Raw genomic sequence first — 12,873 nt, 5'->3', positions numbered from 1 at the left:
AAATTGGACTAACCCAGCCTTGCCCGTGCCTTCGCCGTCCAGGCGTTGAACAGCCGGTCGGCGACGATGCCTATGAAGGCGATGGCAAGGCCGGCGACGATGCCGCGGCCGGAATCTGCCTTGGACAGCGCGATGAACACTTCCTGGCCGAGGTCGCGGGTGCCGACCATGGCGCAGATGATGATCATCGCCAGCGCCATCAGGATCGTCTGATTGACGCCCAGCATGATTTCGGGCAGCGCCAGCGGCAGCTGCACGCGAAAGAAGGTCTGGCGCGGGGTGCAGCCCGAAACCTTCGCCGCCTCAATCAGCGCCGGCGGCACCTGGCGGATGCCGTGATTGGTGTAGCGGATGGCCGGCACCACGGCGAAGGCGACGGTGGCGATCATGGCCGTGACGTCGCCGACCCGAAACAGCATCACCACGGGGATGATGAAGCAGAAGGACGGCAGCACCTGCAGCGTGTCGATGATCGGTGCGACGATTCTTTCGAAACGGTCGCTGCGTGAGGCCATCAGGCCGATGGGGATGCCGATCAGGCAAGCGATAAAGGCCGAGATGCCGCAGAGATAGACGGTCGCCATGGTCTTTTCCCACAGCCCGGTGATAGCGCAGAAGGCGGTGAGTGCGGCAACCAGGGCTGCGAGCCGCAGGCCGGAGAGCTGATACCCGGCAAGGCCGAGCAGGAACACCGCGCCCAGCCACGGAAAACCTTCGCAGAAGGCGCGCAGCGGGTTTAGCACGTTGAGGATCAGCGCCACGCGAAACGCTTCGATCGTGTCGAAGAAGTTGATGGTGATCCAGTTCACTGCTGCCTTCCACAGTGGTGCGGTGGTGAAGGTGATCGCTTTAGGCACTGCCGCGAAGGCCGGCACGAACAGGCCAAGCAGCGTGGTGACGACAAGGATGGCGATCGCCAGCGTCAGATTCGGGTAGCGCCGCCAGAAGCTCGGGCTCACTTCCCGGTGGACATGGCCCTTTGCCTGCTTGTGCGCGATCGCCTGGCTCAGCCGGTCGAGTGCGATCGCCAGTGCGACGATGGCGAGACCGGCTTCCATCGCCTCGCCGACCTTCAGCGCGCGCAGCGCCAGAAGCACATCGTAGCCAAGGCCGCCGGCGCCGATCATCGAAGCGATAATCACCATGTTCAGCGCCAGCATGATCACCTGGTTGACGCCGATCATCAGCGTCGGCCGCGCCGAGGGCAAAAGCACCCGCCACAGTTTCTGCCGCGCCGTGCAGCCGGCCATCTCGCTGAAATCGTCGATCTCGGAGGGCACCCGCGACAGGCCAAGCATCGTCGCCCGCACCATCGGCGGTGTGGCGAAGATGGCGGTCGCGATCATCGCCGAAACCGGGCTGTTGCCGAACAGGAGCAGCATCGGGATGAGATAGGCGAAGGTCGGGATCGTCTGCATCAGGTCAAGGGCAGGGGAGACGATGAGCCTTTCCGCCCATGGCTTGCGCCACGCCCAGATGCCCGCGAACAGGCCGGTGACGATGCAGAACGGCACGGCGATGGAGATCAGAGCCAGCGTCAGCATGGCGCTGGTCCACTGACCGAACAGCGCGATGTAGAGGAAACAGCCGCCGACCAGCATACCGAGTTTCCGGCCCCCGGCGGCATGTCCGGCAAGGAAGGCGGCGGCGCAGACGCCGACCCAGGACAAGCGTGGCAAGACATAAGCGTCGGCGCCGTGACCGATTTTGAAATTCTTGGCCAGCAGGTTGAGCGCGAAGTCGAGCGGCACGCCGAGCACCGCGGTGATCGAGCGCGTCAGCCACGACAGGTTCGACTTGATCCAGCCCATCAACGCGCTGACCCAGTCGGCGACCGGGACGATCGCGCTGGCCGGATAGTTGACGGCCCAGGGCAGGCTGTCCTCCAGCAGGAACACGACAAGCACGGTGGCAAGCGCCGAGGCCCAGACGATCAGCCAGACCTGAACCGGACGCGCCCTTGCCTCGCTGGCACCAGCCGTCACCGTCATGCGCCGGCCCTCGAACGATCGATGCCGGCCAGCAGGTCGATAACCGCTTGCGGCGTGACCTCGCCGATCGGCTTGCCGGTGCCGTTGACCACCGCGAACGGCTTGCCGGCCGAGACGATGCTGGCCGAAAAGCTCGCGATCTTGGCATCCGGCGCAACGGTGCCGCCATGCTCGGCGCCGTCGCAGGCGCGCATCAGGCTGCGCGCCGAGATCACCTTGGCGCGGTCGACGTCGCGGGTGAATTCGGCGACATAGTCGGTCGCCGGGTTGACCACCAATTCTTCCGGCGTGCCGATCTGGATGACCTCGCCGTCCTTCATGATGGCGATGCGGTCGGCCAGCCGGATCGCTTCGTCGAAATCATGGGTGATGAAGACGATGGTCTTGTGCAGCATGGTCTGCAGCCGCATCAACTCGTCCTGCATCTCGCGGCGGATCAATGGGTCGAGCGCCGAGAACGGCTCGTCGAGAAACCAGATTTCCGGTTTGGTCGCCAGGCTGCGGGCGATGCCGACACGCTGCTGCTGGCCGCCGGAAAGCTCGCGCGGGTAGAAGTGCTCGCGGCCGCGCAGGCCGACAAGTTCGATGACCTCGCGCGCTCGCGCTTCGCGTGTGGCCCGGTCCTGCCCTTGGATGCTGAGCGGGAAGGCGATGTTTTCCAGCACGTTGAGATGTGGCAAGAGCGCAAAATTCTGGAACACCATGCCCATCCGGTGGCGCCGCAATTCGATCAGTGCCGCATCCGAGATTTTCAGCAGGTCGTTGCCTTCGAATTCGACCTTGCCGTGCGTCGGCTCGACCAGCCGCGACATGCAGCGCACCAGCGTCGACTTGCCGGACCCCGACAGGCCCATGATGATAAAAATCTCGCCCTGGCGGATTTCAAGGTCGACGGCGCGCACGGCCCCAACCAGCCCGGCGGCAGTGACGTCGGCCATGCTGGCCTTGCCATCGCGCTCGCGGATGAAATTGGCCGCGTTCGATCCGAACAATTTCCAGACATTGCGGCAGGCAAGCTTTATCGGGCGGGCATCCTTGCCCGGCTGTGTCCGTGCCTGTTCAGTCCTATCCGTCATCCAATCGTCCTTCTGGAACATCAGGAATCGAGACCCGGCTGATCAGCAGTCGGGTCTCATTTTTCCAGTCGGAACGATCACTGCGCCCAGGCTTTCCAGTCTGCCTCGTGGGCAGCGATCCAGGCGGCGGCGACGTCTTCCTGCGTCTTGCCGCCGAGGTCGATCTCGCCGCTCATCTTGTTGAGCTCATCGGTGTCGATCGTGTAGGCCTTCGCCACCTTGTAGGCGACCGGCCACTTGTCCTTCATGCCAGACCATGAGTATTTCCAGATCTCGCCATGCGGCTTGCCGCAGTCATATTTGGCGTCCGGGTTCACGCCCCATTTCGGGTCATTGTAGCATTCGGGCGTGTATTCGGGGAATTGCACCCATTCACCCTTGTATTTGGCCGGCGCCCAATGCGGCGAATAGATCCACAGCATGATCGGCGCCTTGCGCTGGTAGGCCGAGTCCAGCTCGGCGAACATCGCCGCGTCGGTGCCGGCATGGATGACGGTGAAGGGCAGTTTCAGCGCCTCGACACGCTCGTCGTCAAAGCCTTCCCAGGTCACCGGGCCGCCGAGATAGCGACCCTTCGGTGCGGTCTCCGCCGTCGAAAATGCTTCGGCGCATTTCGGGTCCTTCAGCGCTTCCCAATTGGGCAGGCCCGGGCACTTTTCCTTCATGTATTCGGGAAACCACCACTCTTCCTTGGCCTTTGGCCCGAGCTTGCCGAGCCGTTCGGTCTGGCCGGTCGCGTCGGAGGCTTTCATGGCTTCGCCGGCGGTCGTGTCCCAGAACTCCAGGCCGACATCGAGGTCGCCATTGGTGAGGCCGGTGGTCAGGCTGGAGAGGTAGTCCGCGGTCGGGTATTCGACGGTATAGCCGAGCTTTTCCAGGATGCCGCCAAGGATCTTGGCGTTCAGGTTGACGCTGGTCCAGTCGAACAGCGCGATCTTGATCGGCTCGTTGGATTCAGGTGCTGCGGCTTGGGCGGAAGGTGTCAGCAGGCTTAGGGTCGCGAGCGCGACGGCGCCCATCGACAGTTTCGAGATCTGGCTGCGAAATGACATGCTTGTTCTCCTTCAAGCTGTGAAAATTATCGTTCGTTCCCTTCTTGCGGCTTTTCTTTATTGTGTTGGAAAGGCTGGTCGTTGCGCAAGGCCGTCGGCGCCGAATTGTCGCCCTGGCTTTGGCCAAGGCAGGCAAGATGGTGCTCAATTCTGGTGATGGTCGAATAGGAATGGAGGGTCAGCGTCATGGCTGCCGACGGATCGCTGCGTAAGCGATCACCTGCGGATCAATTGCCAGTCTTGCGGCGCCCTGCAAGGTGCGAGCCATCAAGGTCCCATGATCTCGGCTGTCGGCCCGGCAAGCCCCATCTCGCCAGGACCGTTTCATAGGATGAAATTATATATACCAACGTTCATGTCGCGCAACGACTAACGCCCGTGCGTTGCAATATTTCAAACCGCAGGCAAAGGCGGGCCGCCGGATGGCAGATCCTACCAGCAGACGTAGCCGCCATCGACAATCAGGTCGAGGCCGGTGACGAAGCTCGACGCGCGGCTGGCGAGGAACACCGTCGGTCCAACCATTTCCTCCGGCGCCGCCATGCGTCCCATCGGCGTGTCGCGCTTGAAGATCTTGATCTCTTCAGCCACCTCCGGCCGCTTGTTCATCGGCGTCAGCGTATAGCCCGGGCTGACGACATTGACGCGCAGCCCACGGTCGGCCCACTCCATGGCGAGACTCTTCGACATGTGGATGACGGCGGCTTTCGAGGAGTTGTAGTGCGCCTGCGTCAGGCCTCGGTTGACGATGGTGCCCGACATCGAGGCGATGTTGATGATCGAGCCCTTGCGCCGCGCCAGCATCTTGCGGGCTTCGGCCTGGCAGGACAGGAACACGCCGGCGACATTGACCTCGTGCACCTTCTGCCATGTTTCCAGCGACAGAGTCTCGGCCGGTTCCGAACCGGCGATGCCGGCATTGTTGACGGCGACGGTCAGCGCACCGAGTTCGCTCTCGAGGCGATCGATGGCCGTCGCGAGATCGCTCTGCGATGTCACCGTGCCGGTCAGCACCAGCGCCTTGCGGCCGAGCGCCGTGATCCGGTGGGCGGTTTCGTCCAGTCCGCCTTTCGAGGCATGGCCGAAACAGGCGACGTCGGCGCCTGCCTCGGCCAGTCCGATCGCGATTGCCTGGCCGATGCCGCTGCCGGCGCCGGTGACCAGCGCGACATCGCCGTCCAGCTTGAAAATATCCATCGATAGCCCTCCCTGCCTCGGAGAGGGTACGCGCTGAGCCGTGTTTCGATCAAGCGCCCTGCATGGCTCAGAAATAGCCGTCCGATGCGGCTGTCGCTTCCTTCGGGATTTCGACGCCGTCGACCAGGATCTTGTCGACCAGTTCGTGGTGGAAGCAGACCAGCCCCTTGATGCGTTCCGCCTCGTGCACCGGCTCGGGATAGTACCAGACGAGGTTCTCGTGGCGCTTGGCCTTGGTCGTCACGTGATAGTAGTTGGAGATGCCCTTGTAGGGGCAGCGCGAGATGTAGCGGCTGGGCGCGAACATATCGAGCCGCGTATCGGCGATCGGCAGATAGTGGCGCACCGGATGACCGGTCTCGAACAGGAACACGCCGCGGCGTGAATCGGCGACCTGCTCACCATCGAGGATGACCTGCACGCGCCGCGACGACGGCAGGCAGTCGACGCGGCGGAACGGATCGCGGGCGTGGACGAAGATCTCCTCGTCCTCCTCGAACCAGTGGCCCATCTTGCTCCAGTAGAACGACATATAGTCGGCGAGTGGCGGGCTGCCTTTCACCGGATCGGCGTAGCGCCAGGCCGCGTCCTCGACCAGCGTCACGCCGGTGTTGAGCGAATAATGGGTCGCCACGCCCTTGAACGGGCTCTCGGTCGTCGTCGTGCTCGGCAAGAGAAATTCTTCACGCACGTCGCTCATCGGGAAATAATAGACCGGCAGATGGTCGGACTCATAGAGCACCAGCGCGTTGACGGTGTCGGCGACCGTCATCGACCCAACCTGCACCCGCAGCCGCTTCTGTGTCGGCATGGTGAAGGCGACATAACCCGGCTCAAAATCATATTGGGTGATGCTGTCGAGCAGCGGAAAATGCGGCCCGCGGCCGCGCAGATGACGCTTGCGAATGGTACTCTCCCGGTTCTTGGTCTTGGCGATCACGTTCATGATCAGCCTATGGATACGCGATCGAGCAGCAGCCCGGCGGCGATCGGCGGCAAGCCGCTGACATTCTTGCGCACCGGCACCAGCAGGTCGGGGAAATAGCTGAAAATGACCGGCGTCTCGTCGAGCAGCAGTTTTTGGATGTCGGAGGCGGCGCTGCGCTGTGCACCGATATCGAGCGCCTTCAGATAGCTGGTGACCATGCCGTCATAGGCCGGGTTCTTGAAATGCGCCGCGTTCCAGGGGCCGTCGCTGACCAGCGGGCTTTTGAGGAAGACGTTGGGCACGCTGCGATGCGCGTAGTCGGTGATGCCGAGCGGGCTGTCCAGCCAGTCCGACTGGCCGAACACCGCCTTGCCGTAGTACTTGTCCTGGTCCTCGATGTTGAGCGCGATGCGGGCGCCGATTTCCTTGGCGAAGTTCTGGAACAGCTGCGCGTAGCCGGGAATGTCGGAATAGCGCAGCGTCGTCAGTGTGATGTCGAAGCCGCTCGCCACGCCGGCCGCTTCGAGCAGCTGCTTGGCCTTGGCGATATCCTGGACGCGTTGCGGCACTGTCTTGTCGGTCGCGGGGAAGGCCGGCGCGAACGGGCTGTCATTGCCGGTCGCTGCCATGCCACGGCACAGGCCATCGACCAGCTTGGAGCGGTCGATACACAATGCCAGCGCCTGGCGCACACGCTTGTCGGTGAAGGGGCCGGTGTCGCAGCGCATGTGCAACTGGCGATGCGCGGTCGATGCGACGCGCAGCACGGTGATGTCGGGGCTGTTGAGCACGACCTGGCTGACATCGAGCGGAACCGCGTCGAGGATGTCGACCTCGCCGGCCTGCAGCGCCAGGATGCGCGGCTGCACGTCGCCGTAGAACTTGAATTCGAGACGGTCGGGCAATGCTTTCTCGCCCCAATAATCGGGGTTGCGGACGAAGGTCGCGCCGACCTTCGGCGTGTAGGTCTCCAGCCGGAATGGCCCGGTGCCCTCGAAGGTCTTTTCGTAGTCGCCCTTGTAGCTCGCCGGCAGGATGACGGCGTTGTAATTGTCGATCGACACCGAATAGGGAAAGCTGCCGTTCGGCGCATCGAGATGGAAGGCGACGGTGTGGTCGTCGACCTTCCTTGTGCCGCCCTTCGACAGCAGGCCCTTGAACACCGACAGCGCGTTCGATGCGCCGCTGGGGTCGGCCAGACGGTCGAAGGTCGCAACGACGTCGTCGGCTTTGAAGTCTTCGCCATTGTGGAATTTCACGCCCTTGCGCAGCTTGAAGGTCCAGACGCTGCCATCCTCGTTCGGCGCCCAGCTTTCCGCCAGCACTGGCTTCAATGTGAGGTCCGCCTGGGTGATGCAGAGAAACTCGGCGGTCTGGAAAACCAGCTGGTAGCTGCCGCTGTCATAGTAGGTGACGGGGTCGATGGCGCCGCCAGGCGTGGCGACGCCGGCGCGCACGGTGCCGCCCGGCTTGCCCTCGGCGCGGGCGTGCTGCGTGCCGAGGCCGGCCGCGCCAACCAGTCCGCCGAGGAATGGCAGGGAGAGGCCAAGCACGCTGCCATGGCGCAGGAAATCGCGCCGGCCCATCGTGCCGGCGAGCAATTCATCGACAGCGGAATTTTCGATTGCTGTGAGATTGCGGCGAGCGGCGTCGATCATCCTGAAATGCTTTGGCATGGCTGCATTCCTCGCTTGGCTTGGGGTTTGCCATCTAGTTCATTGTTGACTGCCGCCGCAAAGCGATATTTTTTGATAGGGGCCATCGAAATTTTCGATGCTGGGGGTAAGGCATGGACACTGAAAATCTGCGCAGCTTTCTCGAAGTTGCCGCCCATGGCAGCTTCACCGTCGCGGCCAGCCGGCTCAACCTCGCCCAGTCCACCGTCAGCGCGCGGATCCGGGGACTGGAGGAGCAGTTGGGGCGCCGGCTTTTCGTGCGCGACCGCGATGGCGTGACGCTGACGCCGGCCGGCCGCCAGTTCCTGCCGCATGCCTCTTCCATCACCCGCACCTGGGAGCAATCGCGGCAGGACATCGCCGTTCCCGATGGCTACGAGACGCTGCTGCGGCTGACCGCCCCCGCCTATCTGTGGGACCGCATCACCTCGCCATGGGTCGAGTGGATGCGCGCCAGGCGGCCGAACGTGGCGCTGCGCCTCGAGGGCAGTTTCCCGGATCTGGCGATCGACCAGCTGGCGGAAGGCCTGCTCGACATCTGCATCCTCTATCTGCCCCGCCCGCATCCCGGCATCGTCTACGAAACGTTGGCGATCGACCAGGTCGTGCTTGTTCAGCATGCAGCGCAGACGAAGCCGTGGACCGAAAACTACATCCTCATGGACTGGGGGCTGGAATTCCGCATTGAGCACGACCGCGCCTTTGCCGGCATGGTCAAGCCGGCCATCTCGGCTGGCCTTGTCTTCATCGGATTGCAGCATGTGCTGTCTCGGCAGGCGGCGGCCTATCTGCCGCTCAGTGCCGTCAGCACGCATATCGAGCGCGGCGAAATGCGCCGCATCGACAACGCGCCGGTGTTCCAGCGCCCGATTTACCTTGCCTATCCGAGCAATCCCGTCTCGTCGGATGTCCTGGATGTCGCGCTCACCGGGCTGCGCATGCTGGCCAGAGACACCAGCGATCAGGGCTTTGCGGAAGGCGACCGGTCTTTCAGCATGACCGGCCAGATGTGACGGGGCAGGCCGTATGCATGGTGATCCCCGCTATGCCGGCTCGGTCATCACTTCCTTCTGCAGCCGTGCCAGTTCCTCGTAGGGGATATGGCAGCGGATCGAGTGGCCAGGCTGCGCTTCGCTGAGCGGCGGTTCCTGCTGCTCACAGATCGCACCGATCTTGCGCGGGCAGCGTGTGTGGAACACGCAGCCCGACGGCGGGTTGGTGGCGCTGGGGATTTCGCCGTCGAGGCGGATGCGCGCCGTCTCGGTCTGATCGAGCTTGGGCACGGCCGACAGCAGCGCTTCGGTATAGGGATGATGCGGTCCAGAAAAGACGTCTTCCGACGGTCCGAGTTCCATGATCCGGCCGAGATACAGCACGGCGATCTTGTCCGAGAGGTAACGGACCACGGCAAGGTCATGCGAGATGAAGATGTAGCTGACGTCTTCCTTCGACTGCAGGTCGGCGAGAAGGTTGAGGATCGCCGCCTGCACCGACACGTCGAGCGCCGAGGTCGGCTCGTCGCACACCACGATGCGCGGCTCGCCGGCGAAGGCGCGCGCAATGGCGACGCGCTGCTTCAGGCCGCCGGAGAGCTGGCGTGGCTTGACGGCAAGATGCCGGTCGGTCAACCGGACTGAACGGACGAGGTCGTTGAGGCGAGCCTCGAGCGCTTTGCCGCTCAGGCCCGCAAGCCGCTTCAGCGCGCGGCCGATCAGGTGCCGGATCGAATGCGAGCGGTTGAGTGCCGAGTCCGGATTCTGGAAGACGATCTGCATCGCCTTGATCTGGTCGTCGCTGCGGTTTTCCAGCCGCGGCGCCAGCGCCTTGCCTTCGAGCACGATAGTGCCGCCGTCATCCGGCGGCACCAGGCCGAGCAGCAGCCTGGCGAAGGTCGTCTTGCCGCTGCCGGACTCGCCGACCAGCCCAAGCGTTTCGCCCGGGCGCAAATCGAGCGAAACGTCCTTCACGGCGCGCAGCGCGTGGCCATGGCTGGAATAGGTCTTGTTCAGCCCGGCGACGCGCAGCACCGGCACGGCTGCCGCCTTTGGCGTGGGCGCGACATCGCTCGGGGTTGCGCGCGGCAGCGCCTGCGCCTTCTCGTGATAGAAGCAGCGCGACAGCCGGCCGCCCAGATCGTAGAGCGGCGGCAATTCGCTACGGCAGCGGTCGTCGGCCAGCGCGCAACGGTCGGCGAACGCACAGCCCTTGATGTCGGCGCCAATGCCGGGCAGGAAGCCCGGAATGGTGTCGAGCCGACCCTGGTCCTTGCGCTGGCCGCCGCGCGGCAGGCAGCGCAGCAGCGCCACTGTATAGGGATGGCGCGGATCGTTGAATACGACCTCGGTCGCCCCTTCCTCCACCAGCATGCCGGCATAGAGCACACCGACCCGGTCGCACATGTTGGAGACGACCGCGAGGTTGTGGCTGATGAACAGGATCGAGGCCGACAGTTCCTGCCTGAGCTGCGCGATCAGGTCGAGCACTTCGGCTTCCACCGTCGCATCGAGGCCGGTCGTCGGCTCGTCGAGGATCAGCATCGACGGATCGTTGGCCAGTGCCATGGCAATCGCCACGCGCTGCTGCATGCCGCCGGAAAGCTGGTGCGGGTAGCGCTGCATGACGCTTGTCGGATCGGAGATGCGCACGCGGTTGAGCATGGCAACCGCGCGATCCTCGGCCGCCTTGCCTGTTATGCCGCCCAGTTCAAAAATCTCGGTCAGCTGGCGGCCGACGCGGATCGACGGGTTCAGCGCCTTGCCGGGATCCTGGTAGACCATGGAGACGCTTTCGGCCCGCGCCCGCCTGAGCGCCTCAGCATCCAGCTTCATGACGTCCTGGCCGTCGAGCGAGATCGCGCCGCCGGTGATCGAACCGTTTCGCGGCAGATAGCGCACGACGGTGAGCGCCACCGTGGATTTGCCGCACCCGGACTCGCCGACCAGCCCGTAGGCTTCGCCCTGGCCTATGTTGAGGCTGAGGTTGCGCAGCACCGCGCGGTTGCGGCCGGCGACGCGGTAAGCGACCGACAGGTCTCTGAGTTCGAGCGCGTTTTCTGCTTTCGCGGATTTAGTCATTGAGCGCTCCGTGAACGCCGTCTGCCGCCAGGTTGACGCCAATCACCAGCGAGGCGATGGCCAGTGCGTCGAACAGCACCGTCCACCAGAAACCGCCGCCGATCATGCCGTAATTGTTGGAGATCGACAGCCCCCAGTCGGGCGAGGGCGGCTGGATGCCGAAGCCCATGAAGGAGAGCGTGGCGACCGCGAAAATGGCATAGCCGAGCCGTACGGTGGTCTCGACCAGGATCGGTGGGATGACGTTGGGCAGGATCTCGACGAACATCGTATGCGCAGCACTTTCGTGCCGAAGCTGTGCGGCGGCGACATAGTCGAGTTCGCGCTCGGCAAGCACCGCCGAGCGCACCGTGCGCGCGATGATCGGCGCGAAGCTCAGCCCGATGACGACGATGACCGTCGTCTTGGATGTGCCGAGCGCAACGATGGCCAAAAGCGCGACGATGACCACCGGGATCGCCATGAAGGCTTCGAGGATGCGGCTGACGACGTCGTCGACGAGGCCGCGAAAATAGCCGGTGAGCAGGCCCAGCGCCGTGCCGGCCACGGTCGCCAGCAAGGTTGCCAGCGGGGCGACGGTCAGGATGTCACGCGAGCCGACGATGACGCGCGAGAAGACGTCGCGGCCGATCTGGTCGGTGCCGAACCAATGTTCGGCCGAAGGCGGCGCGAGCGCATTGATGATGTCGTCGGCAAGCGGGTCGTAAGGCGCGAAGTGCTCGCCGAACAGCGCGCAGGCAACCCAGAACATCACGATGGCGAAACCGGTCAGGAAGGTGCCGGAGCGCAGCAGCGACAACAGCACCTCCGCCAGCGGGCCGCGCCTGCGCGTGTCGTCGGGTGTGGGGGAGGTGGTCTGGACAGCGCTCATTGATCTGACCCCAGCCTGATGCGCGGATTGAGCACGGAATAGAGGAAGTCAGCGACGAGCGTCGCCACGGCATAGACGATGCCGATGGTGAGAATTCCCGATTCCAGCATCGGGAAATCCTTGCCGCGCGCCGCGGTGAAGATCAGCGAGCCGATGCCCTGGTAGCGGAACAGCGTCTCGATCACGACGAGGCCGCCGATCAGATAGCCGGTCTGCGTCGCGATGACGGTGATGGTCGGCAGCAGGGCGTTGCGCAGTACATGCCGCCAGATCACCGTGCGCCATGGCAGGCCCTTGAGCACGGCTGTTCGTGTGTAGTCGGAATCGAGCGCCTCGATCATGCCGGAACGCGCCATGCGGGCGATGTAGCCGAACAGCACCAGGAACAGCGGCAGCGAAGGCAGGATCAGGTAATAGAGCTGGGTGAAGAAGCCGGCATTGCGCGGCCAGGCGGCCGATATCGGCAGCCAGCGCAGCCAGACGCCGAAAATCAGGATCAGGATGATGCCGGTGACGAACTCCGGCAGCACCGTCACCGACAGACCGCCAAGGCTGATGATGCGGTCGAGCGGCCGGTTGAGGTTGAGCGCGGCAACGACGCCGCCGAGGATGCCGATCGGCACCACCAGCACGAAGGCGACCGCCGCCAGCTTCATCGAATTGCCGAGCGCATCGATAACGAAGGGCGCGACCGGCGAGCGGAAGATGTAGGAGGTGCCCATGTCGCCCTGGACGAAATTCGTGATCCAGCCCCAGTACTGCACCAGCAGCGGGCGATCGACACCGAGCGTGTGATTGAGCGCGTCGACGGCACGCTGGTCGGCGAACGGGCCCAATATGGCACGGCCGACATTGCCGGGCAGCACCTGGCCGCCCAGGAACACCATGATGCTGAGCAGGAACAGCGTCACCAGCGACAGCGAGACACGCCGGGCAAGGAAGGAGAGAATGGCTAAGACTCCTTGTGGAGCCAGCCCCCCGTGGGGGAGCTGGCTGTTACAGGATTGG

11 protein-coding genes are annotated in these 12,873 nt (G+C 64.0%); 1 reads left to right on the top strand and 10 read right to left on the bottom strand.

Annotation, left to right across the window (positions count from 1 at the left end; translation table 11 throughout):
* Positions 1 to 8 precede the first annotated feature (8 nt).
* From AC1DZU_RS09235 to AC1DZU_RS09205, 7 genes are all read right to left on the bottom strand, one after another.
* Entirely contained in the window at positions 9 to 1,991 is a 1,983-nt protein-coding gene (locus tag AC1DZU_RS09235) for an ABC transporter permease (protein ID WP_477283850.1), read from the bottom strand.
* Positions 1,988 to 3,067 (bottom strand): quaternary amine ABC transporter ATP-binding protein, encoded by a 1,080-nt coding sequence (locus AC1DZU_RS09230; RefSeq protein ID WP_477283848.1) that lies wholly within the window; start codon positions 3,065 to 3,067, stop codon positions 1,988 to 1,990. Before AC1DZU_RS09230 ends, AC1DZU_RS09235 begins: the two co-directional genes overlap by 4 nt.
* Positions 3,068 to 3,144: 77 nt before the next feature.
* Positions 3,145 to 4,119, bottom strand: coding sequence for an ABC transporter substrate-binding protein (locus AC1DZU_RS09225; RefSeq protein WP_477283846.1), 975 nt, complete (start codon positions 4,117 to 4,119; stop codon positions 3,145 to 3,147).
* A 26-nt stretch (positions 4,120 to 4,145) separates the two neighbouring features.
* Positions 4,146 to 4,307, bottom strand: a complete 162-nt coding sequence (locus AC1DZU_RS09220) for a hypothetical protein (RefSeq protein WP_477283844.1) — start codon at positions 4,305 to 4,307, stop codon at positions 4,146 to 4,148.
* Positions 4,308 to 4,551: 244 nt separating this feature from the next.
* A complete protein-coding gene (locus AC1DZU_RS09215) occupies positions 4,552 to 5,316 on the bottom strand; it encodes an SDR family oxidoreductase (RefSeq protein ID WP_477283842.1) in 765 nt (254 codons plus the stop codon).
* Between the two features lie 67 nt (positions 5,317 to 5,383).
* Complete coding sequence (locus AC1DZU_RS09210; protein ID WP_477283840.1) at positions 5,384 to 6,262, bottom strand: DUF427 domain-containing protein; 879 nt, start codon at positions 6,260 to 6,262, stop codon at positions 5,384 to 5,386.
* 2 nt (positions 6,263 to 6,264) lie between these two features.
* Positions 6,265 to 7,920, bottom strand: coding sequence for an ABC transporter substrate-binding protein (locus AC1DZU_RS09205; RefSeq protein WP_477283838.1), 1,656 nt, complete (start codon positions 7,918 to 7,920; stop codon positions 6,265 to 6,267).
* Between the two features lie 113 nt (positions 7,921 to 8,033).
* Here AC1DZU_RS09205 and AC1DZU_RS09200 point away from each other — a divergent pair, with 113 nt between their 5' ends.
* A complete protein-coding gene (locus AC1DZU_RS09200; RefSeq protein ID WP_477283836.1) occupies positions 8,034 to 8,933 on the top strand; it encodes a LysR family transcriptional regulator in 900 nt (299 codons plus the stop codon).
* A 30-nt stretch (positions 8,934 to 8,963) separates the two neighbouring features.
* Here the strand turns inward: AC1DZU_RS09200 and AC1DZU_RS09195 are convergent, their stop codons facing one another.
* From AC1DZU_RS09195 to AC1DZU_RS09185, 3 genes are read right to left on the bottom strand one after another with little or no spacing between them, the layout of a single operon-like run.
* Positions 8,964 to 10,994, bottom strand: a complete 2,031-nt coding sequence (locus AC1DZU_RS09195) for a dipeptide ABC transporter ATP-binding protein (protein ID WP_477283834.1) — start codon at positions 10,992 to 10,994, stop codon at positions 8,964 to 8,966.
* Positions 10,987 to 11,865, bottom strand: a complete 879-nt coding sequence (locus AC1DZU_RS09190; protein WP_477283832.1) for an ABC transporter permease — start codon at positions 11,863 to 11,865, stop codon at positions 10,987 to 10,989. Before AC1DZU_RS09190 ends, AC1DZU_RS09195 begins: the two co-directional genes overlap by 8 nt.
* On the bottom strand, positions 11,862 to 12,815 hold the full coding sequence (locus tag AC1DZU_RS09185) for an ABC transporter permease (RefSeq protein ID WP_477284206.1): 954 nt from the start codon (positions 12,813 to 12,815) through the stop codon (positions 11,862 to 11,864). Before AC1DZU_RS09185 ends, AC1DZU_RS09190 begins: the two co-directional genes overlap by 4 nt.
* Positions 12,816 to 12,873 lie beyond the last annotated feature (58 nt).

Source organism: Mesorhizobium sp. P2_A12 (genome assembly GCF_056405075.1).
The sequence above is the reverse complement of the archived record's forward strand: the minus strand, read 5'-3'. Positions and strand labels throughout refer to the sequence as shown.

Excerpts from the sequence above, each read along its gene's own strand:
- AC1DZU_RS09235 (WP_477283850.1), bottom strand. The coding sequence starts at position 1,991 with ATGACGGTGACGGCTGGTGCCAGCGAGGCAAGGGCGCGTCCGGTTCAG.
- AC1DZU_RS09230 (WP_477283848.1), bottom strand. The coding sequence starts at position 3,067 with ATGACGGATAGGACTGAACAGGCACGGACACAGCCGGGCAAGGATGCC.
- AC1DZU_RS09225 (WP_477283846.1), bottom strand. The coding sequence starts at position 4,119 with ATGTCATTTCGCAGCCAGATCTCGAAACTGTCGATGGGCGCCGTCGCG.
- AC1DZU_RS09220 (WP_477283844.1), bottom strand. The coding sequence starts at position 4,307 with ATGACGCTGACCCTCCATTCCTATTCGACCATCACCAGAATTGAGCAC.
- AC1DZU_RS09215 (WP_477283842.1), bottom strand. The coding sequence starts at position 5,316 with ATGGATATTTTCAAGCTGGACGGCGATGTCGCGCTGGTCACCGGCGCC.
- AC1DZU_RS09210 (WP_477283840.1), bottom strand. The coding sequence starts at position 6,262 with ATGAACGTGATCGCCAAGACCAAGAACCGGGAGAGTACCATTCGCAAG.
- AC1DZU_RS09205 (WP_477283838.1), bottom strand. The coding sequence starts at position 7,920 with ATGCCAAAGCATTTCAGGATGATCGACGCCGCTCGCCGCAATCTCACA.
- AC1DZU_RS09200 (WP_477283836.1), top strand. The coding sequence starts at position 8,034 with ATGGACACTGAAAATCTGCGCAGCTTTCTCGAAGTTGCCGCCCATGGC.
- AC1DZU_RS09195 (WP_477283834.1), bottom strand. The coding sequence starts at position 10,994 with ATGACTAAATCCGCGAAAGCAGAAAACGCGCTCGAACTCAGAGACCTG.
- AC1DZU_RS09190 (WP_477283832.1), bottom strand. The coding sequence starts at position 11,865 with ATGAGCGCTGTCCAGACCACCTCCCCCACACCCGACGACACGCGCAGG.